The organism is Azospirillum lipoferum 4B, assembly GCF_000283655.1.
GTDB classification, from domain to species: domain Bacteria; phylum Pseudomonadota; class Alphaproteobacteria; order Azospirillales; family Azospirillaceae; genus Azospirillum; species Azospirillum lipoferum_C.
Map to the genome: position 1 here is coordinate 2,272,151 of NC_016622.1, position 26,983 is coordinate 2,299,133.

Here is a 26,983-nt window from a genome sequence, read left to right on the forward strand (position 1 = left end):
TCTCCCCCCCGCTCACGCGCAAACGAAGTTTGCGCTGACGCGACAGGCGGACCTCTGGTCCGCCGAAAGCGGGGAGAGGGCTGGGTGAGGGGGATGCAGTGCGAGACGTAGATTGAAAAGCTGAACTACGCCCCAATCCTCTTGCACCTCCACTCCACGCGCCCCCCTCACCCCGACCCTCTCCCCGGGGGGGAGAGGGGGAAGAAGAGATGAAGGGGACGGGCGCCATCCGTTACTCCGCCGCCGCGCGGGCGGCGGTGCGGACCAGCAGGTTGCGGCCGGTCATCTCGGCCGGCTTGGGCAGGCCCAGCAGGTCGAGCAGCGTCGGGGCGATGTCGGCCAGACGGCCGCTCTCGATCCGCGCTCCGGCCGGGCCGTTGACCAGCACCAGCGGAACCTTGTCCAGCGTGTGGGCGGTGTGCGGGCCGCCGGTCTCCGGGTCCTTCATCAGCTCGCAATTGCCGTGGTCGGCGGTGACCAGCATGGTGCCGCCGGCACGGCGCACCGCGGCCTCCACCTGACCCAGGCTGCCGTCCACCGCCTGCACCGCCTTGATGGCGGCGTCGAGCATGCCGCTGTGGCCGACCATGTCGGGATTGGCGAAGTTGACGACGATCAGGTCGTACTTGCCGGAATCGATGGCGCCGACCAGCTTGTCCGTGACTTCGGCGGCGGACATCTCCGGCTGCAGGTCGTAGGTGGCGACCTTCGGCGACGGGACCAGGATGCGGTCCTCGCCCTCATACACCCGCTCCTCGCCACCGTTGAAGAAGAAGGTGACGTGGGGGTACTTCTCCGTCTCGGCGATGCGCAGCTGCTTCATTCCGGCCTCGGAAACCACCTCGCCAAGCACCTTGGTCAGGGATTTCGGCGGAAAGATGGTGGTCATCAGCTTCGCCAGCGACGACGAATATTCGACCATGCCGACGGCGGCGGCCAGCTTCGGCGCACCGTCCACCGGGAAACCGTCGAAATCCTTATCGACATAGGCGGCCAGGATCTCGCGGGCGCGGTCGGCGCGGAAATTCGCCATCAGGATGGCGTCGCCGTCCTTCATGCCGGCATAGTCGCCGATCACCGTCGGCAGGATGAACTCGTCATGCTTGTCGGCGGCATAGCTCTGCTCGATCGCCTGGATCGGGTCGGCGGCGCGCTCGCCCTCCGCCTTGGTCATCGCGGCATAGGCCTTGGCGACGCGGTCCCAGCGCTTGTCGCGGTCCATGGCGTAATAGCGGCCGATGACGGTCGCCACCTCCACGCCCGGCAACTCGAAGACGTCGGCCATGAACTCGGCCACCTGGTCCTTGGCGCTCTGCGGCGGCACGTCGCGGCCGTCGGTGAAGGCGTGGACCACCACCGGCACGCCCTCGCGCGACAGCACGCCGGCCAACGCCGCGATGTGGTCCTGGTGCGAATGCACGCCGCCCGGTGACAGCAGGCCCATCAGGTGGACGCGCCCGCCGGTCTTGTGCATCGTCTTCACAAGATCGTTCAGCGCCTGATTGCGCTCGAGATCGCCCTCGACGATGGCGTGGTCGATCATCACGAGGTCCTGCATGACGACCCGGCCGGCGCCGAGATTCATGTGCCCGACCTCGGAGTTGCCCATCTGCCCCTTCGGCAGGCCGACCTCTTCCTCGCTGGCGTTCAGGAAGGCCGTCGGCTCGGCCGACCACAGGCGATCCCAGTTGGGGGTGTCGCCCAGCGCAATCGCGTTGTCGGACCGCTCCTCGCGATAGCCCCAGCCGTCCAGGATACAGAGGACGACGGGGCGGGGTCGGTTGGTCTCGGTCATCGCGCTTACCTTTCTCGAAAGGTTGTGGTCTCGGAGTTTCGTGTTCTTCCGCTCCGGCGCTTTTCCGCGCGCCGGATGCGACGCTCGGTATCAGGATCTGTGATAGGGGTGGCCGGCAAGAATTTGTTGGGCGCGATAGAGTTGCTCCGCAAGCATGCCGCGCACCAGCATGTGGGGCCAGGTCATCGGCCCGAAGGCGAGCAGGAAGTCGGCCCGCGCGCGCACCGCGTCACCATGGCCGTCGGCACCGCCGATCAGAAAGGCGAGGTCGCCGGCGCCGCGGTCGCGCCAGTCGCCGATCTTGGCGGCGAAGCTCTCGCTGGGCAGCGCCTTGCCGCGTTCGTCCAGCGCCACGACGATGGCGCCGGCCGGCACGGCGGCGAGCAGCAGCTCGGCCTCCTGCCGCTTCAATTCGTCGGAGGAGAGGCGTTTCTTCACCTCGACCTCCTTCAGGGTAAAGGGCCAGCCGAGCCGGCCGACATACTCGTCGAACAGGTCGCGGGTCGGTCCGCCCCGCGACCGCCCGACGGCGGCGAGCCACAAACGCATGAAGCGGCCCTCCGCCCTCGTTTCCGTCCTCGGCCCGTCAGGCGCTCAGCCGCGCCGTGCCCGACGGCGTCGGCAGCTCCAGACCCCACATCTTCTCGATGTTGTAGAAGGTCCGGACTTCCGGCTTGAACAGGTGGACGATCACGTCGCCGGCATCGACCAGCACCCAGTCGCACTGGGCCATGCCTTCCATCTCGACGCCGCGGACGCCGGCCTGCTTCAGCTTCTCGGCCAGCTTCATCGCCATGGCGGCGATATGCCGCGTGTTGCGGCCCGACGCCACGATCATGTAATCGGCGAAGGTGGTTTTCCCGGCGAGATCGATGACGGTCACGTCATCCGCCTGATCGGCGTCGAGCGACGCCTGAATGAGCGCCTTCAGGTCCTGAGGTTCCAGGATCTGGGGAACGGCGGCTGGCCGCGGAGCGGTCGCGGCCGTTTCGGTGTGCGTGGTGATGGCTCCAACCTCTTGCAACGGTTTCACGACCCGGCGGCCCGTGCCTGCCGGATCGCCGTCGCCGAGGCCGGATGCAGGGGGTTGCGTAAGAACGCCCAGGCCGGCCGCCTGCGGCGCGCCAGCCCTTTTACCCCCGACACGGACACCCGTCGACGGGTGAAACGCTGGGCGGCCTTGCCGCTCAGCGCATTAAGAGAATAGGTGGGACGGGCGAAAACCGCAACGGCCACCGAGTCGAAGATTCGTGTCCAAAGCTTCCAGCGCGAAATTTGTCGCAGATTGTCCGCTCCCATCAACCAGACGAACCGCGTTTTCGGGAAGCGGCGCTGAAGCTTCGCCAGCGTATCGGCGGTGAAGCGGGTGCCGAGCGCGGTCTCGATCGCCGTCACCTCGATCCGCGGATGGGCGGCTACCGCCCGCGCCTCCGCCAGCCGTTCGGCCAGGGAGGCCATGCCGGCGGTGGGCTTCAGCGGGTTCTGCGGGCTGACCATCCACCACACCCGGTCGAGACCCAGCGCCTTCAGCGCGAACAGGCTGATGTGCCGGTGCCCGGCATGGGCCGGGTTGAACGACCCGCCGAGGATGCCGACGGTGAGCCCGGCATAGAGCGGCCCGGAATAGAGGTGGGGGACTTTCTGAAAACTGCGCCCCAACCTGGCGCGTTTCCCCTCTCCCCCCCGGGGAGAGGGTTGGGTGAGGGGGTCACGCTTCGAGGATCGTCCGGCGGACGGAACCCCCTCACCCTGCCCTCTCCCCGGGGGGGAGAGGGTTTCACGGGTGGGAGAGGGGTCGGTCTTAAGGCCGCGTCTGGCCATCGCCGCGCACGACATACTTGTAGCTGGTCAGCTGCTCCGCACCCACTGGGCCGCGGGCGTGGAACTTGTCGGTGGAAATGCCGATCTCGGCGCCCATGCCGAACTCGCCGCCGTCGGCGAACTGGGTAGAGGCGTTCCACAGCACGATGCCGCTGTCCACGCGGGACAGGAACCGCTCCGCCGCCGCCGGATCCTCGGTCAGGATCGATTCGGTGTGGTGGGAGCTGTGGGCGTTGATGTGGTCGATTGCGGCATCCACCCCGTCCACCACGCCGCAGGCGATGATGGCGTCGAGATACTCGGTGTCCCAATCCTCAGGCGCCACCGCCGTCACGCGCGAATCGACGGCCTGCGCCGCCGCGTCGCCGCGCACGGCGCAGCCGGCATCCAGCAGATCCTTCACCAGAACCGGCAGGGCCTTGTCGGCGATGGCGCGGTCGACCAGCAGGGTCTCGGCCGCTCCGCAGATCGAGGTCCGGCGCATCTTGGCGTTCAGCACCACCTTGCGCGCCTTCTCCAGGTCGGCGGCGGCATCGACATAGACGTGGCAGTTGCCATCCAGATGCTTGATGACCGGCACACGGCTTTCGTCGGCGATGCGCTGGATCAGCGACTTGCCGCCGCGCGGGATGATGACGTCGATGTAATCGCGCATGGTCAGCATGTGGCCGACGGCGGCGCGGTCGGTGGTGGGGACCAGCTGGATCGCCGCCTCCGGCAGGCCGGCCTCGCGCAGGCCCTGGACCAGGCAGTCGGCGATGGCGCGGGACGAGCGGATGCTCTCCGATCCGCCGCGCAGGATGGCGGCGTTGCCCGACTTCAGGCAGATGCCGCCGGCATCCGCCGTCACGTTCGGCCGGCTTTCATAGATGATGCCGACGACGCCCAGCGGCACGCGGACGCGCTGGATGCGCAGGCCGTTGGGCCGGGACCATTCCGCCAGCACGCCGCCGATGGGATCGGGGAAGTCGGCGATGTCCTCCAGCCCCTTGGCCATCGCCTCGATGCGCGTGTCGTCCAGCATCAGCCGTTCGCGCATGGGGCCGGACAGGTCGCGGGCGTTCGCCATGTCCTCGGCGTTCGCGGCCTTGATCTCGGCGGCACGGGCGCGGATGGCCGCCGCCGCCGCCCTCAGCGCCCGGTCCTTCGACGGCCCTGGCACGGTCGCCAGCGCGGCCGCGGCGGCGCGGGCCTTGCTGCCGAGGGCGATCATCTGGTCGTGCAGGGCGTCGGTGGTGTCGAGCAGGGCGGACATGGAGGTCTCCGGACACTCTATCCGTTGAAGGGACGACGACCTTAACGAATTGTTCGGGGTTGCGAAAGCCGCGCGGTTGTGGGACTTCGGCGTTGCGGTATGGGCGGGCGTGTGCAAAACGCAACGCGCCGGCCCCGCCGGGGCAAGGTTTTCGGGTAGGGTGACATGCTGACGCTGCTGCTGATCGTCTCCGCCTTTTTCGCCGGCGTGTTGAACGCCGTCGCCGGGGGCGGCAGCTTCCTGACCTTCCCGGCGCTGATCCTGGCCGGCGTGCCGCCGCTGAACGCCAACGCCACCAGCACCGTCGCGGTGTCACCCGGCGCGCTGGCCAGCGCCTTCGGCTACCGGCGGGAGTTGGGCCGCATCCGCGACATCCATCTGCCCTCCTTCCTCGGCATCAGCCTGGTCGGCGGGCTGCTGGGGGCGCTCTTGCTGCTGTGGACGCCGCAGCGGACCTTCGAGGCCATCGTCCCCTGGCTGCTGCTGTTCGCGACGCTGCTGTTCGCCATCGGGCCGAAGGCGTCGGCCTGGATCCGCCGCACCTGCACCATCGGCCATGGCACCGTGCTGGCCGTGCAGTTCCTGATCGCCGTCTATGGCGGCTATTTCGGCGGCGGCATCGGCATCCTGATCCTGGCGACGCTGGGCGTCTTCGGCCTGACCGACCTGCATGCGATGAACGGGTTGAAGTCGCTGGTGTCCGGCTGCCTGAACGCCGTCGCGGTGGCGGCCTTCGTCGCCGGGGGTGCGGTCTATTGGACGGAGGCGATGATCATGCTGGTCGCCGCCATGGCCGGCGGCTATGCCGGCGCCTCGGTCGCCCGCCACATCCCGCCGCCCGTGCTGCGCAAGGTCGTGATCCTGGTGGGTGCGTCGATGACCGTCTATTTCTTCATCACCAAAGCCTGATCCGAACGGAGTTCCCCGGCATGACCGCCCCCATCGACCGCAACACGCTGCCTTACCGCCCCTGCGTCGGGATCATGCTGCTGAACGAGCGCGGCGAGGTGTTCGTCGCAAAGCGCTGCGGGTCCGATGCCGACTGGCAGATGCCCCAGGGCGGCGTCGACGAGGGCGAGGACGTCCGCAGCGCCGCCTTCCGCGAGCTGGAGGAGGAGATCGGCACCGCCAAGGCGGAATTCATCGCCATGACCACCGCCCCCCACCGCTACGACCTGCCCGACGATCTGCTGGGGAAGGTGTGGAAGGGGCGCTGGCGCGGGCAGGAGCAGATGTGGATGCTGGCCCGCTTCACCGGCGACGAGTCCGACATCCGGCTCGACACCGGGCATCCGGAATTCGATGCCTGGAAATGGGTCGACGCGGAGGAGCTGCCGGGCCTGATCGTCGCCTTCAAGCGCCCGGTCTACGAATCGGTCCTGGCGGAATTCCGCCCGCTGATCGCACGGGCAAGGGGCTGACCCACATACCCCTGCGCCGGTCCCGTCCCATGTCCCATAATTGATTGCGGTTATCCCCAACTTCTCAACGACACCCGGTCCATCCACCACTTCCGCTTAACGAATCCTTGAGACGCCTTCTGGCAACGTCGCTCCTGCAACCGGAATGCGCAAGAGTGCGTCTGCTGTGGACGGAGGGGTGGCGTGTCGCTGATCAAGTGGACGGAGGAGGATGGCGGGCGGATTCGCCTGGGCCTGCCCAGCGACCTGGACTTGCCCATGGCGCAACCTCTGCTCGACAGCCTGCGTGCCGCCTTCAAGGCGTCGGCGGACGTCACCGTGCAGGCGGACGCGGTGGAGCGGATCAGCGCCGCCTGCATCCAGGCCCTGGTCGTCGCCGCCCGCGATGCAGCCGAACGCGGGGCCGCCTTCGTCCTCGCCGCCCCGTCCGAGGTCCTGTCCGAAGCGTGCGAGGATTTGGGTCTCGCCGCCTGGCTGAAGCAATGGAGCCGAGCGTGAAGAAGAAAGTGATGACGGTGGATGATTCGCGGACCATGCGCGACATGGTGTCCTTCACCCTGCGGGGCGCCGGCTATGACGTGGTGGAGGCCGCCGACGGCCAGCAGGCGATGAGCGCCATCGCCACCACCAAGGTCGATCTGGTCATCACCGACCTGAACATGCCGGTGATGGACGGGCTGACCCTGATCCGCAAGCTGCGCGCCATTCCCGCCCACCGCACCCTGCCGATCCTGATGCTGACCACCGAAGCGGACGAGAGCAAGAAGTCGGAGGGCCGGGCCGCCGGAGCGACCGGCTGGATCGTGAAGCCCTTCAACCCCGACAAGCTGGTGTCGGTGGTGCAGAAGGTCTGCGGCTGAACCGCAGCGGACGGTAAGGAGGCATAGCCGTGGACGATCTCAGCCGCTTCAAGCAGACCTACTTCGACGAAAGCGCCGAATTGCTGGCCGTCGCCGAGGCCGGGCTGCTGCGCCTCGCCCCCGGCGAGATCGACATGGACGAGGTGAACGCGATCTTCCGCGCCGTCCATTCGATCAAGGGCGGCGGCGGCGCCTTCGGCTTCAACGACCTCGTCGCCTTCGCGCACGAGTTCGAAACGGTGATGGACGGCGTGCGCAACGCCGAGATTCCCGTCACCACCGAACTGGTGGACACGCTGATCCGCGCCAACGACGTGCTGGCCCGCCTGCTGGCCCATGCGGCCGACGAAACCGACGCGCCGGCGGGCACCACCGACGACACCGTCGCGGCGCTGCGCCGCTTCCTGGACAACGCCGAGGCTCCGGCGGAGGAGCCTGCGGCGCCCGCTTCCGCATCCGCCCCCTATCCCGACGACGAGGATGACGAGGCCGGCATCTTCGGCGACGCGCTGGCCGCCATCCAGGCCGCCCGCGACGACCAGCCCTCCCCTTCGATTTCAGGCCCGGTGCCGGAGGGCAAGGTCCGCTGGACCATCGTCTTCCGCCCGAAGGCCGAATTGCTGCTTTCGGGCAACGAGCCGACCTACATGCTGCGCGCCCTGCGCCGTCTCGGCGACGCGGAGGTCGTCTGCCACCTGGACAAGCTGCCCTCCCTGCGCGACCTCGACGCCGAGTTGCTGCATCTGTCCTGGACGGTGACGCTGCTGGCCGATCCGCAGGTCGACCGCGCCCAGATCGACGACGTGTTCGAGTTCGTCGCCGACGACTGCGACATCCGCATCAGCGCCGAGGCGCCTCCCCCCGCCATCATCGAGCCGGCCGATCCTCTGCCGGCCGCCACCGCGCCGGCCGCCAACCTGCCGGAACCGGCGGCACCCGCCTCGCCGCCGGCAGCGGCCACCCCGGCCACCACCTCCGGCTCCCCCGGCGCCGCGAAGGCCGGCGAGGGCGCCAAACGCGGCAACGGCAGTACCGGCGGCGACCATTCGGGGCCGACCACCCACACCATCCGCGTCGACCTCGACAAGATCGACCGGCTGGTCAACATGGTCGGCGAGATGGTCATCACCCAGGCGATGATCGCGGAGCATCTGCGCGACCTGCCGCCCGGCCAGTTCCAGGAACTGCTGGAGGGGCTGGAGAGCCTTGCCCAGCACACACGCGAGCTGCGCGAGAGCGTGATGTCGATCCGCGCCCAGCCGGTCTCCAGCGTCTTCTCGCGCATGCCGCGGCTGGTGCGCGAATGCGCCGCCGCCACCGCCAAGGAAGTGATGCTGGTCACGTCGGGCGAGACGACGGAGGTCGACAAGACGGTGGTCGAAAACCTCGTCGATCCGCTGACCCACATGATCCGCAACTCCATCGACCATGGGCTGGAAGGGCCGGAGGAGCGCGAACGCCTCGGCAAGCCGCGCGCCGGCACCGTGCATCTGTCCGCCGCCCACCGGTCCGGCCGCATCGTGATCGAGGTGACGGACGACGGCCGCGGCATCAACCGCGCCAAGGTGCTGTCCAAGGCCATCGAGAAGGGGCTGGTCCAGCCCGGATCCAGCCTGTCGGACGAGGAGATCGACAACCTGATCTTCCTGCCCGGCTTCTCCACCGCCGATCAGGTGTCGAACCTGTCCGGCCGCGGCGTCGGCATGGACGTGGTGCGGCGGAACATCTCCAGCCTGGGCGGGCGCATCGGCGTCTATTCGACGCCGGGCGAGGGCTCGCGCTTCGTGCTGTCGCTGCCGCTGACGCTGGCCGTGCTGGACGGCATGGTGATCTCGGTGGGGGAGGAGCGCTTCGTCCTGCCGCTGACCAACATCGTGGAAAGCCTTCGGCCCAAGCCTGCCGACCTGCATGGGCTGGTCAACAAGTGCGACGTGATGATGGCGCGCGGCGAGTATGTGCGGCTCGTCCACCTGCACCGGCTGTTCGGCATCCCCAAGGCCATCGACGACGCCACCAAGGGGCTGGTCGTGCTGGTGGAGACGGAGGACGGCTCCCGCCTCGGCCTCGTGGTCGACGAGGTGCTGGGCCAGCAGCAGGTCGTCATCAAGAGCCTGGAGGCCAATTTCCGCCGGCTGGACGGCGTGGCCGCCGCGACCATCCTGGGCGACGGCCGGGTCGCCCTGATCCTGGACGTCGCCGGCCTGCGCGAAATGAGCCGCCACGGCGCCGGCTATGGAAACGGCGCCGGCGGCGCCACCCCGCCCTCCCCATCCCTGCCCGCCCCGGCGGACAGGTCCGACCAGCGTCAACGCCAAACGGTTTGAGGCCCAGCGATGAGCAGTTCCTCCGCAATCGCCACCGTCAACTCCCGCACCGACCTCCAGACCGCCGGCGGCACCGCCAACGGGACGGAGGAGCAGTACGTCACCTTCACGGTCGGCAGCGAGGAATATGGCGTCAACATCCTGGCCGTGCGTGAAATCCGCGGCTGGACACCGGAAAGCCGCCTGCCGAACCTGCCGGACTATGTCCGCGGCGTGATCAACCTGCGCGGCATCATCATCCCGATCTTCGACCTGCGCGCCCGCTTCGGCGGCGGCCCCACCCAGGTGACGAAGCGCCATGTCGTGGTGGTGATGCAGGTGGGCGAGCGCACGCGCGGCATCCTGGTCGACGCCATCTCCGACATCCTGGCCATCGGCCATGACGCGATCAAGCCGCCGCCCGACGTCGACAGCGGCCTGATCGACGCCGAATATCTCAGCGGCCTCTACACCGCCGATGACCGGATGGTGACCCTGCTGAACGTCGAGAAGCTGTTCGCCGGGGAGCATGTCGACCAGGACGCCCCGCGCGCGCCGGCACTCGAAACCACCTGACCGGAAAGAGTCAGGGAACCTTCGGCGCCGCTGCAGCGAGAAACAATAAGAAGAGGAAACGTCACCGATGGCCACCGACGGTATGCCCGCCAAAGCCGGCAGCTTTCTCAGCAACATGCGCATCGCCAAACGGCTGTGGCTGGTCTTCGGCCTTCTGCTGGTCCTGATCGCCGCCCAGTCCGGCGTGGGCATCCTGGGGCTGGACGGGCTGAACCGCCGCATCGACGGGGTCATCGCCTCCGGCGACCTCGCCGTCTTCGCCAAGGATCTGGAAAGCCGTCTGGCCGCCGAACGCCTGCAGACCCGCGAATACATCAATCTGGGAACGCCCGAGTCACTTGACCGGCTGCGCGTGCTGCGCGGGGAGTTCAATTCGGCGATGGCGCAGCGGCAGGCGACGCTGGCGGCCTCGCCCCAGGCCGCCGCCTTCGCCGAGCTGGACGCCCTGCACACCACCTACCATGAGCGGTTCGAGGCGGTGCGCGCCATGCGGGAGCAGGCCGACCGCAGCCTGCGCGAACGGATGGACCCGCTGGGCGCCCAGGTAACGAAACTGCTGGAGGAGGTGATCTCGACGGCCGGCGCCTCCGGCGACAAGGATGCTGCCTTCGCCACCCAGGAGGTGGAGAAGCGCTGGCTGATGGTGCGCTTCAGTGCCAACCGCGCCATCGGCCTGCGCGACGCCGCAGCGGCCATGCAGGTGGAAACCGAAGGCAAGGCGATGGCCAACGCCGTCGCCCGGCTGTCCGCCGTCGTTCGTGGCAACAGCGGCCTGTCGATGGCCCTGCGCGAGGTGGATGCCCGCGCCGCCGACTATCGCGCCGCCTTCCGCGACGTCATCGCCGCCAATGACGAGGCGAAGCGCCGCGCCGACCAGCTCGCCGCCGCCGCCACGGCGGTCAACGACGCCATCGACGGCATCGTCGGCCGGATCGCCGCCGATGCCAGGGCGACGGAGGAGGAGGCCGGGACCATGGCGGCCTTCACCATCCGCCTGACGCTGGGGCTGGGGCTGCTGTCGCTGGTGATCGGCGTCGTCGCCGCCAACCGGATCGCCGCCTCCATCGTCACGCCGGTCACCGGCATCCGCCGGGTGATGGCCGAGCTGACCGACGGCAAGCTGTCGGTCGCCGTCCCCCACACCGGTCAGCAGGACGAGCTGGGCGACATGGCCCGCGCCGTCGCGGCCTTCAAGGATGAGGCGGTGGAAGCCCTGCGCTCGCGCATCGCGCTGGAACGGGTGTCGGCCAACATCATGATGGCGGACACCGACGGCCGCATCCTCTACGCCAACGACTCGATCATGGCCATGTTCCGCAATGCCGAGGCCGATCTGCGCGCCTCGCTGCCGGGCTTCGACGCGACCAGGCTCGTCGGCCAGAATTTCGACGCCTTCCATCGCGACCCCTCGCACCAGCGCCGCCTGCTGGCCGACCTGAAGCAGACCCACCGCGGCTGGGCCAGGACCGGCGGCCGCACCTTCCAGGTCATCGCCAACCCGGTGGTCAGCCGCCAGGGCGAGAAGCTGGGCACCGTCATCGAATGGCGCGACCTGACGGAGGAGCTGGCGATCGAGGCGGAGATCAGCGCGATGGTCGAGAATGCCGTCCGCGGCGACTTCAGCCATCGCATCGCGCTCGACGGCAAGACCGGCTTCTTCCGGCTGGTCAGCGAAGGCATCAACCGCCTGTCGGAGAATGTCGCCGCCGTCACCGAAGAACTGGCATCGGTGCTGGAGGCGCTGTCGCAAGGAGATCTCAGCCGCCGGATCGACCAGCAGTATGAGGGCGTGTTCCAGCGGCTGAAGGACGATTTCAACGGCACCGTGGCGCATCTGTCGGAGATCGTCCGGCGCATCGACCATGCCGCCGGTTCCATCGCCGTCGCCAGCCGCGAAGTGGCGGAAGGCAGCCTGGACCTGTCGGAACGGACCGAGCAGCAGGCGTCCTCGCTGGAGGAAACCGCGGCCAGCATGGAACAGCTCGCCGCCACCGTGCGCTCCAACGCCGACAACGCCCAGCAAGTCAACGGCTATGCCACCGAGGCGCGCACCGCCGCGTCCCGCGGCGGCGAGGTGGCGGTCAGTGCCGTGGAGGCCATGCGCCGGATCGAGCAGTCGTCGCAGAAGATCGCCGACATCATCGGCGTGATCGACGAGATCGCCTTCCAGACCAACCTGCTGGCGCTGAACGCCGCGGTGGAGGCGGCCCGTGCCGGCGATGCCGGGCGCGGCTTCGCCGTCGTGGCCCAGGAGGTGCGGCAGCTCGCCCAGCGTTCGGCCCAGGCATCGAAGGAGATCAAGTCGCTGATCCTCGACAGCGGCGGGCAGGTGCGCGAGGGCGTCGGGCTGGTCCGGTCCGCTGGCAGCGCCCTGACGGAGATCGTGTCGGGCATCGGCCGCGTCGCCGATCTCGTGTCGGAGATCGCGCGGGCCACGGCCGAACAGGCGTCCGGCCTGGACGAGGTCAACATCGCCATCGCCCAGATGGACGAGATGACACAGAAGAACGCAGCCCTGGTGGAGGAAAGCACCGCCGCCGCCCGCTCTCTGGAGGATCAGGCCGACCAGCTGCGTCAGCAGATGACCTTCTTCACCCTGGACCGCCAGTCCCGCGGCTCCGCCTCCGCAGCCGCCGCTTCCACCGGAGAGATCCGGCGGCAGCAGGTGCCCGCCTGACGATGCTGCCGGTGCCGCGATGACCGACCGCTCCTCCGCCCTGACGATCGAATCCCCGGCGATACGCCGGGTGCCGGACGCGGTGTTCGGCGGCGCGCGCGAGTTCCATTTCGAACGGCATCACTTCGACCTGATCGCCGGACTGCTCTATCAGCTGGCCGGCATCGCGCTGGCTCCGCACAAGGCGGAGATGGTCTATGCCCGGCTGGCGCGCCGCCTGCGCGAACTCCGGCTGGCCGATTTCGACGCCTACTGCGCCCTGCTGCAGGGCGACGGCGGGGTGAACGAAATCGGCTTCCTGGTCAATGCGCTGACCACCAACCTGACCAGCTTCTACCGCGAATCGCATCATTTCGACTTCCTCGCCTCCTCCGTCCTGCCGGAGGTGCGGACACGCAATGCCAGCGCCTCCCGTCCGCGGCTGCGGCTGTGGTCGGCCGGCTGCTCCTCGGGGCCGGAGCCCTACACCATGGCGATGGTGCTGGTCTCGACCATGGGCGCGGACCTGCGCCGCTGGGACGCCCGCATCCTCGCCACCGACATCGACACCCACATGGTCGACACGGCCCGGCGCGGCGTCTATCCGCTGTCGGGCGCCACCGGCATTCCGCCCGCCATCCGCCAGCGCTTCACCCACGACACCCGGATGAACGGCGAGCCGGCGGTGGAGATGGGCGAGGATCTCAAGCGGCTCGTGACGGTCAAGCCTCTGAACCTGCTGGAACATTGGCCGATGTCCGGCCCGTTCGACGCGATCTTTTGCCGCAACGTCCTGATCTACTTCGACCGGCGCGGCCGCACGCAGGTGATAGAAAACTTCGGCCGGATGCTCCGCCCAGGCGGGTATCTGTTCCTCGGCCACTCGGAGAGCCTGTATGGCGTGTCGAACCTGTTCCGACAGGCCGGCCCAACGATCTACCGGAGGGAGTGAGCGATGAACGCCCCCACCCTCTCCCATGCGGGCCCCAGCCCGGCGGCACCGGCGCGGCGGCTGGGCAGCGGACGCTATTTCAACCAGGAATTCAAGGCGGAGACCATCAAGATCGCGCTGGGCCAGCAGGCGGTCAGCGACCGGGGCGACCTGATGATCGCGACCACGCTGGGCTCCTGCGTGGCTGCCTGCATCCACGATCCGGTTCGGGGGATCGGCGGCATGAACCATTTCATGCTGCCCGACCTGCCGGCCAGCGAGTTGGAGGGCGCCGGCGCCGCCGCGCGCTACGGATCGGTCGCGATGGAACGGCTGATCAACGCCCTGCTCGCCGCCGGGGCCGACCGCAGGCGCCTGCAGGTCAAGCTGTTCGGCGGCGCCAGCGTCATCGACTCGAGTTATGACATCGGCGGTCTGAACAGCCGCTTCGCACTGGATTATGTGCGGGCGGAGGGGCTGACGCTGGCCGGGCAGGATCTGGGCGGCTGCTCCGCCCGGCGCCTGCATTATTTCCCGCACAGCGGCCGCGCCCTGCGCCGCCTGCTGCGGCCGGAGGCGGCGGCCGACACCGTCACCCGCGAACGGTCCTTCATCACCCATCTCGCCCGTACCGCCGTGGAGGGCGAGGTGGAGCTGTTCGGACCCGCCGATGCGGGAGGGAACTGACTTATGCCCAGATCGATCCGCGTCGTCATCGTCGACGACAGCGCCCTGATGCGCGAGATGCTGAAGGACATCCTGACCCGCGAACCGGGGATGGAGGTCGCCGGCGTCGCCCGCGACGCCTTCGAGGCGCGCGACGTGATCAAGGCGACCAACCCCGACGTCATCACGCTGGACGTCGAGATGCCGAGGATGGACGGCCTGTCCTTCCTGGAAAAGATCATGACGCTGCGGCCGACGCCGGTGATCATGGTCTCCTCCCTCACGCGCGAGGGATCCGACGCCGCCATCCGCGCGCTGGAGCTGGGGGCCGTCGACTGCGTCGCCAAGCCCGGCGGCTCCGACGGGCTGGGGTTCGAGGCGACCGCGATGGAGCTGGTCTCCAAGATCCGGGTCGCCGCCACCGCCCGGCTGGCCATGCGCCGGCCGCCTGCCGTCCATGGCGTCCTGCCCACGCCGCGCCGCGCCGGATCGGGAAAGCGGCTGATCGCCGTCGGCGCCTCGACCGGTGGGGTGGAGCGCATCCGCGACCTTCTGGCCGCCATGCCGGCCGACTGCCCGCCCATCGTCATCACCCAGCATATGGGCCCCAGCTATGTGCCCAGCTTCGCCGCCCGGCTCGACCGGCTGTCGGCGCCCACGGTGCGGGTGGCCGTCCATGGCGACCGGCCGGCCCAGGGGCTGGTGCTGATCGCGCCCGGCGACCGCCACCTCGCCATCGCCCGCGACACCACCGGTTTCGTCTGCCACATCCAGGACACGCCGCCGGTCAGCGGCCATCGCCCGTCGGTGGACGTGCTGTTCGCCTCAGTCGCCAAGGCGGCCGGCGCCAACGCGGTCGGCGTCATCCTGTCCGGCATGGGCCGCGACGGCGCCATTGGCATGAAGGCCATGCTCGATGCCGGCGCCTTCACCATCGGCGAACAGGAATCGAGCTGCGTCGTCTACGGAATGCCGCGCGCCGCCAAGGAGGCCGGTGCGGTCGCGGTCGAACTTCCGCTCACCCAAATCCCCGCCGAAATGCTGCGCGCCTTCGACGCCGTCGGCGAGCGCCCCCGCACCGCCTGACCCGAGCGGGCATCCGGGCCGAGTTCCCAAGGAGCACCAGTATGTTCAACCCCGCCGCCGCCAGAGATGCCGCCCAGTTCGCCGCCCGAGATGCCGCTCCGGCGATGGCGGACCGCCCGGCACCGCCCCCTGCGGACGGAGAGGCCAAGGTCTCGGTCACGGCAGAGCTTCTGTCGACCTGGCTCGGCTTCGCCGACGTGCAGCGCCGCACGCTCGACATCGTCCAGAGCGAGCTGACGCGCACGTCGAACCATGTGGAGACCTCCACCCTCGACCTGTCGGAGCGCTTCCGCGAACTGGCCCAGAAGGCGCTGGAACAGTCGGAGCGGGTGGAGCAGATCGTCGCCATGGCGGGATCGGTGGACATCGACGGCGAACGGATGCCGCTCGATTCGCTGGTCGTCGGTATGCAGGACATGATCACCGACATGGTGACCAACATCGTCACCCTGTCGCGCCATGCCATGAGCATGGTCTATCTGCTGGACGACGTTCAGAAGGACGTGGCCGAGCTGGAGAAGTCGATCGGCGACATCGACGGCATCAACCGCCAGACCAATTTCCTGGCGCTGAACGCCACCATCGAGGCCAGCCGCGCCGGGGAGGCCGGGCGCACCTTCGCCGTGGTCGCGCAGGAGGTGCGGCACCTCTCGCGCACGACCGGCGAGCTGGCGGACCGCATGCGCAGCAAGGTGGGCGCGGTGGTCAAAGGCGTGCGCAACGGCCACGACATCCTGCGCCAGATCGCCAACACCGACATGTCGCCGCAGATGCTGGCGAAGGAACGCGTCGACAAGACGATGGACAGCCTGGTGGCCCAGACCACCCATTTCCAGGCGGTGCTGGAAACGGCGGCATCGGTGTCGACCGACATGTCGGCCACCATCGCCCATGTCATCACCGGCATGCAGTTCCAGGATCTGACCAAGCAGCGGATCGAGGCGATCAACGACAGCCTCGCCATCATGAGCGCCGGGCTGGGCGAACTGGAAACCCGCATCCGCGCCCAGGTGCCGCCGGGCATCGGCGCGCGGGAGCCGCAGGAATGGCTGAACCAGCTGATGGGCCGTTTCACGCTGAGCGAGATGCGCGAGCGTTTCGTGCGCAAACTGCTGCTGGAGGGCACCGCGCTGGACGAGAACGGCGTGCTCGACCTGGATGTCGGAGGGGACAATAGTTCCGGCGGCGACATTGAACTTTTCTAGCGCGCAACAGACGACGCTTGTACACTGAATCACCAATCCTGAAAGACGACACCATGGATTACGGTATCGAAGTGCGCGACCAGGAGGCGGTGGTCCGCCTGCGCGGCCGCCTGACCTTCAACGACCATGCAAAGCTGCGCACCCTGATCGGTGAGATGGGCCAGAACAAGCCCCGCCGCCAGGTGCTCGACCTGTCCTCGCTGGAATTCGTCGACTCCGCCGGCATCGGCATGCTGCTGATCGCGCGGGAAGAGATGGACCGCGCCGACAAGCAGTTCGTCCTGCGTGCCGCCGCCGGCCAGGTGAAGCGGGTGCTGACCGTGGCGCAGATCGCCAAGATCGTCCCGATCGAGGACTGATCCGCTTGACCGACGGGGCCACCCTTCCCAGCGGCGACGTTTCCGGGCTCCGCACGCGCTTCGCCGCATTCATCGCGCCAGGACTGCCGCCCGACCGCGGCGACCGGTTGGGACAGGCGCTGGGCCTGCATCCGGCAGTTGGGCCGGCCGGTTCCGGACCGCTGGCGCTGCTGGTGATGGACGGGACCACGGCGGACGCAGAATCGTTGTGGCTGCCCCCGGTCGCAGCCTGGGTCGAGCCGGTGGCCGGCGACGAGGATGGCGGCGGACTGGCCGAATTGCTGGCCGAGGCGTCCGGCACCGATCTCTATGTCAACCTGACCACCGCGACCGCACACGACCTGCAGCTGGGCGGTCGCCTGCTGGCCGCCATCGGCGCCCGCCATCCGCTTTCCGGGCACCGCCGCGACGATATCGAACTGGCCCTGCATGAGGCGGTCAGCAACGCGCTGGTGCATGGCAATCTCGGCGTCAGCGGCATGAAGGAGCTGAGCACCCAGGAACTGGAACGCTTCTCCCGCGATCTGGGCGACGGGTTGGCCGACCCGGTACTCGCCGCCCGCCGGATCGCCATCGCCGTGCGCATCGATCCGCCGCAAGACGCGTCGGAGAATGGCCGGGCAGTGGCGACGGTCGAGATCACCGACCAGGGCGCCGGCTTTGTCCCGCGCAGGCCGGAGCGCGCCGGTGCGTCGGGCCGCGGACTCGACCTGATCGCCAGCATCGCCGACGGGCTGGAGATCGAGGATGGCGGCCGGCGCATCCGCCTGAGGTTCCGGCTGTGACCATGACCGGGCAGGACATCTCCGGCTACGGCCGTCCGCAAAGCCTCGAAGGCCGGGATCCGGAACTCCGGAGCCCCGATTCACAGGTCGCCGACTCACTGGTCGCCGACTCGCAAATCCTGGATTGCCCGATCCTGGTGGTGGACGACACCGCCTTCAACCGCACCGTGATCGGCACCTTCCTGGCCGAAGCGGGGTTCCGCAGGATCTCCTTCGCCACCAATGGGATGGAAGCGCTGGCGATGATCGAGGCCGGCGTTCCCGACCTGCTGATCCTCGACATCATGATGCCGGGGATCGACGGATACGAGGTCTGTCGCCGCCTGCGCGCCATGCCGGAGGCGGCGGACCTGCCGATCCTGGTGCAGACTGCGCTGTCGTCGGGCGGGGACCGCAACAAGGCCTTCGCCGCCGGCACCACCGACCTCGTGGCGAAGCCGTTGGAGCGGACGGAGCTGCTGGCCCGCGTCCGCATCCACCTGGAAGACCGCGTGCTGATCCGCCGGCTGCAAAGCTACCGCGCGCGGGTGGAAGCCGAACTGTCCATCGCCCGTTCGATGCAGGAGCATCTGCTGCCGACGCCCGCGCAATGCACCGCGGTGGCCGCGACGGCCGGCTGCACGCTCCGCGCCCACAGCGCGATCTCGCCCCATCTCGGCGGCGATCTCTGGGGGCTCCTGCCGTTGCAGGGCCGGCGTTTCGGCGTCTATCTGCTGAACGTCGCCGGCCAGGGCGTCTCGGCTGCACTGAACGCCTTCCGCCTGCATACCCTTCTTCAGGAACTCGGCCCTGTCCACGGCGAGGATGCCGCCGCCCTGCTGAGCGCCCTGAACGACCGCGCCGCCGGCCTGCTGGCACCGGGAGAGACGGCAACCATGACCTACGGCGTGGTCGATGGCGAGCTCGGGCGCTTCACCCACGCCTCCGCCGAAGGGGCTCCGCCGATGATCCTGCGCGGCGACGGCGGGTCGGAATTCGGCGCCGCCACCGGGATGTCGATCGGCATCGCTCCCGGCACCCGCTATCGCGCCGAGGTGATGGACCTGCCGCCGGGTTCCGTGCTGGCGCTCTACTCCGTCGCGGTGCTGGAGGCGCTGGATGCCGGCGGGACCGGGATCGGGCTCGGCTGGATGATCGCCCGCGCGGTGGCGGAAGGCGACGGCTTCGACGCCGTCGTGCGCTCGCTCGGCTTTGCGCTGGGACAGGTCAGCGGCGACGACCACACGCTGCTGTGGATCGAGCGGAGGGCCAGGTGAATAGCGGAGACATGATGGCGGCCGGCCCGCTTGCCGGAGGAGAGGACTCCGCGGACGGATTGGCCGCCGCCCGCGTGCTGGTCGTCGACGACAACCGGATCAACCGCCATCTCCTGCTGGCCTTGCTGGAGCGCGGCGGGATCTCGCTGATCGAACAGGCGGAGGATGGGCAGGAGGCGCTGGCCCGGATGGAGCGCTTCAAACCCGACCTCGTCCTGCTCGACCTGATGATGCCGCGGATGGACGGGTTCGAGATGTGCCGGATCCTGCGCGCCGACCCGCGCTGGAAATCGCTTCCGGTGCTGGTGCAGTCCAGCTTGAACCGGGTGGAGGACCGCGCCCGCGCCTTCCGCGCCGGGGCGACCGATTACGTCACCAAGCCGATCAACGCGGTGGAGCTGCTGGCCCGCGTGCGCATCCAGCTTCGCAAGCGCGCCATGCTGCGCGACCTGGAGCGGTATCACAGCCGGACGGAGAGCGAGTTGGCGCTTGCCCGCGCCATGCAGGCCCGGCTGATGCCCGGTCCCGACCGGCTGGCGGAACTGGAGGAGGCCACCGGCATCGCCATCGACGCCCATTTCGCCCCCTCATCCGAACTGGGCGGCGATTTCTGGGGAATCGCCCGGCTGCCGGACGGCCGGGTCGCCGTCCATATGGTGGATTTCTCCGGCCATGGCGTGGGGGCGGCGCTGAACACCTTCCGGCTGGACGCCATCTGCCGCCAGATCGGCGGCACCGAGCTGACCCCTGCCGAGTTCCTGGCCGCGATGAACCGCCGGCTGTGCGGCCTGCTTCCCTGCGGCCAGTTCGCCACCATGCTGGCCGGCATGATCGACCCGGCGTCGGGCATGTTCGATTACGCCTCGGCCGGATCGACGGCGCCGATGATGTGGCTGCCCGGCGACGAGGCACCGCGGATGGGCGACGGCAGCGGCCTGCCGCTCGGCCTGCTGCCGTCCGCCACCTACGACAATCGGCAGCTGCCGATGCCGCCGGGCGCAAGGCTGTTCCTCTACTCCGACGCCGCGATCGAAATTCCGCTCTGCTCGGACGGTCATGATGTGCTGGACGAACCGGGCCTCGCCGTTCTGCTCTCCCGCCGCCTTCATGAGCCCGACGGCGCCCGCCTGCTCGACGGCCTGCTGGGCGACCTCCATGCCACGGGGCCCATCGACGACGATCTGACGGCGCTGCTGCTGACGCGCCGGGCGTGCGAAGTGGGAATGTGAAGGTCAGGCGTCGCATCCGAAGGCATCGGCCAGAAGCGTCGGCCAAAAGCAAAAAAGGCCGCTCCCAGGGGAGCGGCCTTTCGCGTTCGGCGGGAGCCGACCGATCAGCGCGAGTAGAACTCGATGACCAGGTTCGGTTCCATCTGGACCGGGTACGGGACGTCGGCCAGCAGCGGAGCGCGGACGAAGCGGCCCTTCAGCGCGCTGCTGTCGACTTCCAGATAGTCGGGGATGTCACGCTCGCCGGAAGCGGAGGCTTCCAGGATCAGCGCCATCTGCTTGGACTTGGCGCGCACCTCGACGGTGTCGTTGTCCTTGATGCGGGCGGACGCGATGTTCAGGCGACGGCCGTTGACCAGGATGTGGCCGTGGTTGATCAGCTGGCGCGCGGCGAACGGGGTCGGCGCGAACTTCATGCGGTAGACCACGGCGTCCAGACGGCGCTCCAGCAGGCCGACCAGGTTCTCGCCGGTGTCGCCCTTGCGGCGGACGGCCTCGGCATAGATGCGGCGGAACTGCTTCTCGCCGATGTTGCCGTAGTAGCCCTTCAGCTTCTGCTTGGCCATCAGCTGCAGACCGTAGTCCGACGGCTTCTTGCGGCGCTGGCCGTGCTGACCCGGGCCATACTCGCGCTTGTTCAGCGGGCTCTTGGCACGGCCCCACAGGTTGACGCCAAGGCGGCGGTCGATCTTGTACTTGGACTCTTGACGCTTGCTCATAACTCTCAGGCCTCGTTGGACACGAGTTGATGTTGTCCCGGTAGTTCCGACCGCCCTTTCAGGCGGCGGACGGGGCGCCAAAGTTTGCGCGCGCCCGCTTTCCCAGGAGGTGAAGGCGCGCACAATACCCATTGGCGTGCTGGAGTCAAGCCTGACGGCGCCGTCCCTCTTCCCCTTGCAATGCTCCGCCCTTTGCGCTCCCCTTCCGGTCACAGCGGCAAGGTGGGGCGAAGGCGATGGAACGGGTGGAGTGCGTGGTCGTCGGGGCCGGGGTGGTCGGTCTGGCGGTGGCGCGCCGGCTGGCACGGGCCGGGCGCGAGGTCATCGTACTGGAAGCGGCGGACGCCATCGGCACCGGCACCAGTTCGCGCAACTCCGAAGTCATCCATGCCGGCATCTATTATCCGACCGGCAGCCTGCGCGCCCGGCTGTGCGTGCCCGGCCGCGACGCTCTCTATGACTACTGCGCCGCCCATGGCGTGGCGCACAGCCGCATCGGCAAGCTGATCGTCGCGACGGAGGAAAGCCAACTGCCGAAGCTGGCGGCGATCCGTGCCCAGGCCGCCGCCAACGGCGTCACCGACCTGACGGAGGTCGACGCCGCCACGGCAATGCGGTGGGAACCGAACCTGCGCACCGTCGGCGCCCTGCTGTCGCCCTCCACCGGCATCATCGACAGCCATGGGTTGATGCTGGCCCTGCTGGGCGACGCCGAGGAGGCCGGAGCGATGCTGGCGATGCTGAGCCCGCTGCTGCGCTCCCACCGCACCGCCGGCGGTTTCGAGCTGGAGGTCGGCGGGGCGGAGCCGATGCGGCTGGCCTGCTCCACTCTGGTCAACGCCGCCGGGCTGGGCGCCTGGGCGGTCGCGCACGGGCTGGAGGGGCTGGATGCCGTGCATGTGCCGCCGCGGGTGCTGGCCAAGGGCAACTACTATGCGCTGGCCGCCGGCCGTTCCCCCTTCTCGCGGCTGGTCTATCCGGTGCCGGTGGAGGGCGGACTGGGCGTCCACCTGACACTGGACCTCGCCGGGCAGGCCCGCTTCGGCCCGGACGTGGAATGGCTGGGCGATATCGCCGATCCTATCGACTACGCCGTCGATCCGGTCCGGGCCGACTCCTTCTACGGTGCGGTGCGCGCCTATTGGCCGGGGCTGCCCGACCATGCGCTGGTGCCGGCCTATTCGGGCGTGCGGCCCAAGCTGAGCGGACCGGGGCAGCCCCAGGCCGATTTCCTGATCCAGGGGCCGGAGACCCATGGGGTGGATGGGCTGGTCAACCTGTTCGGCATCGAATCGCCGGGCCTGACCTCCTGCCTCGCCATCGCCGACGCGGTGGCGGCGGAGCTAGGCGAGGCTCCCGAGATCATGGGCGGCGCTTGGGGCTCACAGGGTTCTTGACCACGACCGCGGCTCTCCCAATCTATAGGCGTGGCGGCGCCGGCATGTGCTGGGCCGCCGATCCGCCGGGCGCCGGAAACGGGCCCAATTCCCGCAACTCGCTCCCGTCGTGAGGAGGATGCGTCGTGACGACTCGCCTTTCGCTCTTCAACAGCCCGCTGCTTCTCGGCTTCGATCAGTTCGAGCGGACGCTCGACCGCATCGCCAAGAATTCGGCCGAAGGCTATCCCCCCTACAACATCGAGCAGATCGGCGACGACGGCCTGCGGATCACCCTTGCCGTGGCCGGCTTCACCTCCGAAGACCTGTCGGTGCAGATCGAGGACAACCAGCTCGTCATCCGCGGCCGCCAGACCGACGACAAGTCGCGCGTCTACCTGCATCGCGGCATCGCCGCCCGGCAGTTCCAGCGCAGCTTCGTCCTGGCCGAAGGCATTGAGGTCGTGGGCTGTTCGCTCGACAACGGGCTGCTCAACATCGACCTGACCCGTCCGATGCCGGAACCGAAGGTCCGCACGATCAAGATCGAGCAGCCGAAGAAATCCGCCGGCGGTGCCATGCCGCACACCATCGACGTGTCCGCCGACGGCAAGGACGACTGACCCGGCCCCTGTTTTCTCCCACCTGTCCTCTTCCCGACACTCTGCACGCGCGGCCGCCCATGACGGGGAGCCGCCGGGAGACCACGATCATGATGAACGATACCCACAGCCAGCTGCGCCAGCTGTCGACCCAGGATTTCGCCAGCTTCGGCCTGGGCGACGTCGCCTATGTCCGCCCGGTGGAGCTTGAGGGCACCGCCGCCTTCGCGATCCACGCCGCCGATGGCACGCCGCTGAGCGTCGTCACCGACCGCGAGCTGGCCTTCGCCGCCATCGTGCAGAACGACATGGAGCCAGTCAGCGTCCACTGACCGCCCATCATCCTGCCGCGGAGCCCCGACAGCCGGGCTTTGCGGCGGAAGGGGTGCGATGGCGCGGGACGGCACCGGGCTCGACATACCCGGTTGCACCGGATCATCCGCAATCCTTGGTTACGTCATGTCGCTTTTCCGTTGCAGCGCGCGGCATCTCGATCCTTGTCAGCCCTAACTCCTGTTGTAAGGTGCGCTCTGCGATAATCACGGACGCAAGACGCGAGAAGGCATCGGGGGGGCGGACGGTTGGACGGCGGAGCAAGCGATACGGCGGTGGATGCGAAGACCGCTGCCGAGACGGCGCAGCGCAAGGCGTGGGACGACGAGGCCCGCGATTCCCTTCACATCCTGCCGCTGTCGTCGATTCCGCTGGAAACCCCTGGCCTGCAGCATGCCCGGCTGATCAAGAATGTCCGGCTGCAGACCGTGGTCGAGATGTTCCGCGACGCGCAGACCGGCAGCGGTCAGGTGACCGCCCGCCATCTGCCCGCCTATTTCGAATCCTACAAGGACGAGATCGAGCGCGATCTGGTGAAGCTGGAGAAGATCGGCGCCGCCTCCAGCTTCGACGTCTACTCCTCGCGCATCGAGCTGCGGCGGCTGAACATCGACGTCAACAACGTCGAATCGCTGACCCTGTCGGACCGCAAGAAGGCGGAGCTGACCAGCTACATGCGGGTCTTCACCCGGCCGCTGATGGAGTATGTCTATGGCACGGAAGAGGTACAGGTCGCCGACGTCACCGACATCATCCAGCTGTTCGCCAATCCCAACCGGGACGAGGCGCTGCGCAACCTGCGCATGATGGCCGACCGGCTGGACATCGGCCTGAACGAGATCCCGCAGTTCCTGGAGGAATACGGCGACATCTTCCTGTCGCTGGCCTATTTCCGCAAATGCCTGGACGAGATCGTGCCGGAGGTGCAGCGCTTCGTCACCTGGATGGGCGAAATCCGCAACTCCGCCGAGGTGAAGCGCGATTCGCGCCAGATCAGGCTGCTGGACGAGATCGCCCGCGATCTCACCGACATCTCCACCTCCATCACCGGCCGCTTCGAGAGCTTCGACAACCGGTCCAAGGACTTCTGGAGCGACATCAACGCCGAGACCTTCCGCACGATCCGCGAACTGATCTCGTCCCACCATGTCACCATCGGCGGGGTGCTGTGCGGTCTGGCGGTGAAGATGAACCTGTGGAAGCACCGCTTCGCCCGCGGCGGCGGCGGTCCGAACCGGCGCATGGAGTTCGTGAAGTCGGAGATCCTGCCCGGCCTGTCCCACATCAAGGCGCTGGAGCAGTCGGCGCGGACGGGGCATCTGTAAGCGGCTGGACCCGCCGGGTGGCTCCCGTCACTCCATCGAGAGAATCGTCGCCACCGCACGGTTGTCCAGCAGGATCGTCACGACCAGCGTCAGGATCGGCACCAGGAACAGCAGCCCGATCGCACAGCGCACGATCAGATCGGTGCGGCGGGCGGAGCGGCAGAGCGGACAGTCGTCGGGACCATGCCCGTAGTCGGAACCGCAATAGGGACAGGCGGTGGTGTTGACCATGGCGAACGGGCTTTCGGAACGGGCCGGCGGCCGTGGAGCTGCCGCCATTCTGGACCGGTCCGTCACCCGAACGTCATGAAATCACTGTCATCTTGCCATCTTCGCCAAGCCTGTGGCGGGCGGGACGCTCAAGCTGCCCTATCCATCGGCACCAGCCCGGCGACGATGCGGCGGAACTGACCGGCGAAGCGCTCACGGTCGACTGCGGCCAAGGTGAAGGTGACATGCAGGCGGCCCGCCGCGCTGTCGAACGCCCGGACCGTGGCGGGCACCGGATCCAGCCCCGGCAACGCGACGTTCAGGACCGTTCCCTGCCCCAGACCGGCCCAGGACTCCCGCGGCAGGCCGCTGATCTGTGCACCGCCTTCGGAGGCGTTGTCGACCGTCACCGATACCTCTCGCCCGCCGATGGTCAGCCGGCCGGGACGGTTCAGCGGATAGCGCGGGGCGGCGCGGCGGTTCACCTCCGGCGTGGCGGTGCGGATCGCCTCGATCAGAACGCGGCGCAGCTGGTCGATGCTGGAGGCGACGCGGGTGGACAGGGCATTGACCTCGGTGGCGCGATCTCCGGTGGCCGTCGCCTCCTGCGAGACGGCGGCGATGCGGGTCGCCACCTCCTGTGCCGCGTTGGAGGTCTGGACGACGTTGCGGGCGATTTCGCCGGTCGCCGCCTCCTGCTCCTCGATGGCGGCGGCGACGGTGGCGGACACCGTCTCCACCCCGCGCACCCGGTCGGCGATGGCGCGGACGGCGCTGACCGCCTCCGCGGTGGTGGCCTGGATGGCGGCGATCTGGCTTTCGATCTCGTCGGTCGCCCGCGCGGTCTGGCCGGCCAGCTGCTTCACCTCGCTGGCGACCACGGCGAAGCCCTTGCCGGCCTCCCCCGCCCGCGCCGCTTCGATGGTGGCGTTCAACGCCAGCAGGTTGGTCTGGCCGGCGACGTCGTTGATCAGGCCGGTCACCTCGCCGATGCGGGTCACCGCCTCGGCAAGGCGCTGGATGGTCTCCTCCGCCCGCAGCGACGCGCCGACCGCCTCGCCGGTCATGGCGGTGGCGGTGCCGATCTGGGTCGCGATCTCGCGGATGGAGGCGCTGAGCTGCTCCGATGCCGCCGCAACGGTCTGGGCGTTCGACAGCGCCTGTGTCGCGGCGGCGGCGACATTCTGGCTGTTGTCGCTGACCGCACGGGCCGATTCGGCCATGCGGGTGGCGTTGCCGGCCATCTGGCTGGTCTGGCTGGCGACCACATCGACGGCATTGGACGCCTCGGTCTCCACCGTCTCGGCCATGCGCAGCAAGGCGGCCTGCTTCTCCCGTTCGGAGCGCTCCCGCTCTTCCTCGCGCAGGCGGCGCAGCCGCTCGGCCTCCTCGGCATTCTCCTTGAAGACACGCAGGGCCCCGGCCATCGCGCCGATCTCGTCGCCGCGGTCGGAACCGGGAATGGCGACGCCGAGGTCGCCCTGGGCCAGACGGCGCATGGCGGCGGTCAGCTCGCCCACCGGCCGCACCACCCGGCGCCGGATGCCCAGCACACCCAGCACCACAACCGCCAGCACCAGTGCCGAGACGCCCCAGACCGCGCTCATGAACAGGCTTTCGCGGCCGGCAGCCTGGACCTCCGTCTCGCTGTTGTAGCGGGTGGTGTCCGCAACGATCCGGTCGACGACAGCGCGATGGGCCGCATAGGCATCGGCGATGACGGCGTAGGAGGCGCGGGCCGCCGCCTCGTCCTTGCGGGCGAGCGCCGGCAGGAACTTCGTTTCGACCTCGGTCCAGAAACGCATCACCGGCGCGTGGGACTTTCCGGTCAGCTGGTCGACCAGCGACGGTTCGAAGCGCTCCTTCAACCAATAGTCATGCCGGTCGTCGTAATCCTTGCGCAGCTGTGCCAGACGCGCCCGCCGCTGCTCCACCGACGCCGGGTCGTTCATCGCCAGCGTGGTTTCCAGATAGGCCTCGATCACATATTCCGGCGGCGGCAGGATGTCGGCGATCAGATCCTTGCCCAGCACGATGCGCTGGTAGATCGGCCCGCCCACCTTCAGCTCGCGGATCGCCAGCGCACCTGTCAGGACGACCGCCAGGAACCCGAGCGTGACCACCACGCCGAACAGGTTGGTGAGCGCGGCAATCCTGAGGTTCTTCAGCATCATGCGACCCCTGCGCAAAAGCGACGGCAGAGGGTTGCTTCTC

The 26,983-nt window shown here is 68.7% G+C and carries 27 protein-coding genes; 19 read left to right on the forward strand and 8 right to left on the reverse strand.

The features are described from left to right. Nucleotides 1–232: 232 nt before the first annotated feature. The 5 genes from gpmI to AZOLI_RS10525 all read right to left on the reverse strand — a co-directional run bounded on the left by gpmI (nucleotide 233) and on the right by AZOLI_RS10525 (nucleotide 4,871). Entirely contained in the window at nucleotides 233–1,795 is a 1,563-nt protein-coding gene (gene gpmI / locus AZOLI_RS10505; protein WP_014248609.1) for a 2,3-bisphosphoglycerate-independent phosphoglycerate mutase, read from the reverse strand. Between the two features lie 90 nt (nucleotides 1,796–1,885). Then, the gene (gene rlmH / locus AZOLI_RS10510; protein ID WP_014248610.1) at nucleotides 1,886–2,344 is read right to left on the reverse strand and encodes a 23S rRNA (pseudouridine(1915)-N(3))-methyltransferase RlmH; all 459 of its coding nucleotides are present in this window, start codon (nucleotides 2,342–2,344) and stop codon (nucleotides 1,886–1,888) included. Between the two features lie 37 nt (nucleotides 2,345–2,381). Continuing rightward, entirely contained in the window at nucleotides 2,382–2,828 is a 447-nt protein-coding gene (gene rsfS / locus AZOLI_RS10515; protein WP_014248611.1) for a ribosome silencing factor, read from the reverse strand. Beyond that, nucleotides 2,825–3,454 carry a nicotinate-nucleotide adenylyltransferase gene (locus AZOLI_RS10520; protein WP_014248612.1) on the reverse strand — a complete coding sequence of 210 codons (630 nt, stop codon included), beginning with the start codon at nucleotides 3,452–3,454 and terminating at the stop codon, nucleotides 2,825–2,827. Before AZOLI_RS10520 ends, rsfS begins: the two co-directional genes overlap by 4 nt. 142 nt (nucleotides 3,455–3,596) lie before the next feature. Beyond that, nucleotides 3,597–4,871, reverse strand: a complete 1,275-nt coding sequence (locus tag AZOLI_RS10525) for a glutamate-5-semialdehyde dehydrogenase (protein ID WP_014248613.1) — start codon at nucleotides 4,869–4,871, stop codon at nucleotides 3,597–3,599. A 165-nt stretch (nucleotides 4,872–5,036) separates the two neighbouring features. Here AZOLI_RS10525 and AZOLI_RS10530 point away from each other — a divergent pair, with 165 nt between their 5' ends. The 15 genes from AZOLI_RS10530 to AZOLI_RS10600 all read left to right on the forward strand — a co-directional run bounded on the left by AZOLI_RS10530 (nucleotide 5,037) and on the right by AZOLI_RS10600 (nucleotide 20,204). Continuing rightward, the gene (locus tag AZOLI_RS10530; RefSeq protein ID WP_014248614.1) at nucleotides 5,037–5,780 is read left to right on the forward strand and encodes a sulfite exporter TauE/SafE family protein; all 744 of its coding nucleotides are present in this window, start codon (nucleotides 5,037–5,039) and stop codon (nucleotides 5,778–5,780) included. 20 nt (nucleotides 5,781–5,800) lie between these two features. After that, entirely contained in the window at nucleotides 5,801–6,292 is a 492-nt protein-coding gene (locus tag AZOLI_RS10535) for an RNA pyrophosphohydrolase (protein WP_014248615.1), read from the forward strand. A 183-nt stretch (nucleotides 6,293–6,475) separates the two neighbouring features. Further along, nucleotides 6,476–6,790, forward strand: coding sequence for an STAS domain-containing protein (locus tag AZOLI_RS10540; protein WP_014248616.1), 315 nt, complete (start codon nucleotides 6,476–6,478; stop codon nucleotides 6,788–6,790). Beyond that, nucleotides 6,775–7,152, forward strand: a complete 378-nt coding sequence (locus AZOLI_RS10545) for a response regulator (RefSeq protein WP_044550026.1) — start codon at nucleotides 6,775–6,777, stop codon at nucleotides 7,150–7,152. Before AZOLI_RS10540 ends, AZOLI_RS10545 begins: the two co-directional genes overlap by 16 nt. Before the next feature lie 29 nt (nucleotides 7,153–7,181). Then, nucleotides 7,182–9,476 (forward strand): chemotaxis protein CheA, encoded by a 2,295-nt coding sequence (locus tag AZOLI_RS10550; RefSeq protein WP_014248618.1) that lies wholly within the window; start codon nucleotides 7,182–7,184, stop codon nucleotides 9,474–9,476. Nucleotides 9,477–9,485: 9 nt separating this feature from the next. Further along, nucleotides 9,486–10,031 carry a chemotaxis protein CheW gene (locus AZOLI_RS10555; RefSeq protein ID WP_014248619.1) on the forward strand — a complete coding sequence of 182 codons (546 nt, stop codon included), beginning with the start codon at nucleotides 9,486–9,488 and terminating at the stop codon, nucleotides 10,029–10,031. A 67-nt stretch (nucleotides 10,032–10,098) separates the two neighbouring features. Then, a complete protein-coding gene (locus AZOLI_RS33605) occupies nucleotides 10,099–12,708 on the forward strand; it encodes a methyl-accepting chemotaxis protein (RefSeq protein WP_014248620.1) in 2,610 nt (869 codons plus the stop codon). Nucleotides 12,709–12,727: 19 nt separating this feature from the next. Further along, on the forward strand, nucleotides 12,728–13,639 hold the full coding sequence (locus tag AZOLI_RS10565) for a CheR family methyltransferase (RefSeq protein ID WP_014248621.1): 912 nt from the start codon (nucleotides 12,728–12,730) through the stop codon (nucleotides 13,637–13,639). A 3-nt stretch (nucleotides 13,640–13,642) separates the two neighbouring features. Then, entirely contained in the window at nucleotides 13,643–14,305 is a 663-nt protein-coding gene (locus AZOLI_RS10570; protein ID WP_014248622.1) for a chemotaxis protein, read from the forward strand. A 3-nt stretch (nucleotides 14,306–14,308) separates the two neighbouring features. Beyond that, on the forward strand, nucleotides 14,309–15,370 hold the full coding sequence (locus tag AZOLI_RS10575) for a protein-glutamate methylesterase/protein-glutamine glutaminase (RefSeq protein WP_014248623.1): 1,062 nt from the start codon (nucleotides 14,309–14,311) through the stop codon (nucleotides 15,368–15,370). Nucleotides 15,371–15,411: 41 nt separating this feature from the next. Further along, the gene (locus tag AZOLI_RS10580) at nucleotides 15,412–16,575 is read left to right on the forward strand and encodes a methyl-accepting chemotaxis protein (protein ID WP_014248624.1); all 1,164 of its coding nucleotides are present in this window, start codon (nucleotides 15,412–15,414) and stop codon (nucleotides 16,573–16,575) included. Nucleotides 16,576–16,628: 53 nt separating this feature from the next. Then, on the forward strand, nucleotides 16,629–16,934 hold the full coding sequence (locus AZOLI_RS10585; protein ID WP_014248625.1) for an STAS domain-containing protein: 306 nt from the start codon (nucleotides 16,629–16,631) through the stop codon (nucleotides 16,932–16,934). A gap of 5 nt (nucleotides 16,935–16,939) precedes the next feature. Continuing rightward, the gene (locus tag AZOLI_RS10590; protein WP_014248626.1) at nucleotides 16,940–17,719 is read left to right on the forward strand and encodes an ATP-binding protein; all 780 of its coding nucleotides are present in this window, start codon (nucleotides 16,940–16,942) and stop codon (nucleotides 17,717–17,719) included. 2 nt (nucleotides 17,720–17,721) lie between these two features. After that, nucleotides 17,722–18,975 carry a fused response regulator/phosphatase gene (locus AZOLI_RS33610; RefSeq protein ID WP_014248627.1) on the forward strand — a complete coding sequence of 418 codons (1,254 nt, stop codon included), beginning with the start codon at nucleotides 17,722–17,724 and terminating at the stop codon, nucleotides 18,973–18,975. Continuing rightward, nucleotides 18,972–20,204: a PP2C family protein-serine/threonine phosphatase gene (locus AZOLI_RS10600; RefSeq protein ID WP_244442470.1), complete on the forward strand. Its 1,233-nt coding sequence runs from the start codon at nucleotides 18,972–18,974 to the stop codon at nucleotides 20,202–20,204. Before AZOLI_RS33610 ends, AZOLI_RS10600 begins: the two co-directional genes overlap by 4 nt. A 104-nt stretch (nucleotides 20,205–20,308) precedes the next feature. Here the strand turns inward: AZOLI_RS10600 and rpsD are convergent, their stop codons facing one another. Further along, the gene (rpsD, locus tag AZOLI_RS10605; protein WP_014248629.1) at nucleotides 20,309–20,923 is read right to left on the reverse strand and encodes a 30S ribosomal protein S4; all 615 of its coding nucleotides are present in this window, start codon (nucleotides 20,921–20,923) and stop codon (nucleotides 20,309–20,311) included. 236 nt (nucleotides 20,924–21,159) lie between these two features. On the opposite strand from rpsD, the gene AZOLI_RS10610 reads away from it, so the two are divergent. The 4 genes from AZOLI_RS10610 (at nucleotide 21,160) to AZOLI_RS10625 (ending at nucleotide 24,559) form a co-directional block, all read left to right on the forward strand. Beyond that, nucleotides 21,160–22,320: an NAD(P)/FAD-dependent oxidoreductase gene (locus tag AZOLI_RS10610; protein WP_014248630.1), complete on the forward strand. Its 1,161-nt coding sequence runs from the start codon at nucleotides 21,160–21,162 to the stop codon at nucleotides 22,318–22,320. 125 nt (nucleotides 22,321–22,445) lie between these two features. Continuing rightward, complete coding sequence (locus tag AZOLI_RS10615; protein ID WP_014248631.1) at nucleotides 22,446–22,922, forward strand: Hsp20 family protein; 477 nt, start codon at nucleotides 22,446–22,448, stop codon at nucleotides 22,920–22,922. An 89-nt stretch (nucleotides 22,923–23,011) separates the two neighbouring features. Continuing rightward, complete coding sequence (locus AZOLI_RS10620) at nucleotides 23,012–23,233, forward strand: DUF1150 family protein (protein ID WP_014248632.1); 222 nt, start codon at nucleotides 23,012–23,014, stop codon at nucleotides 23,231–23,233. Nucleotides 23,234–23,509: 276 nt separating this feature from the next. Continuing rightward, nucleotides 23,510–24,559, forward strand: coding sequence for a hypothetical protein (locus tag AZOLI_RS10625; RefSeq protein WP_044550034.1), 1,050 nt, complete (start codon nucleotides 23,510–23,512; stop codon nucleotides 24,557–24,559). 27 nt (nucleotides 24,560–24,586) lie between these two features. Here the strand turns inward: AZOLI_RS10625 and AZOLI_RS10630 are convergent, their stop codons facing one another. Next, complete coding sequence (locus tag AZOLI_RS10630; protein ID WP_014248634.1) at nucleotides 24,587–24,838, reverse strand: hypothetical protein; 252 nt, start codon at nucleotides 24,836–24,838, stop codon at nucleotides 24,587–24,589. A gap of 80 nt (nucleotides 24,839–24,918) precedes the next feature. Then, complete coding sequence (locus AZOLI_RS10635; RefSeq protein ID WP_244442471.1) at nucleotides 24,919–26,943, reverse strand: methyl-accepting chemotaxis protein; 2,025 nt, start codon at nucleotides 26,941–26,943, stop codon at nucleotides 24,919–24,921. Between the last annotated feature and the right edge of the window lie 40 nt (nucleotides 26,944–26,983).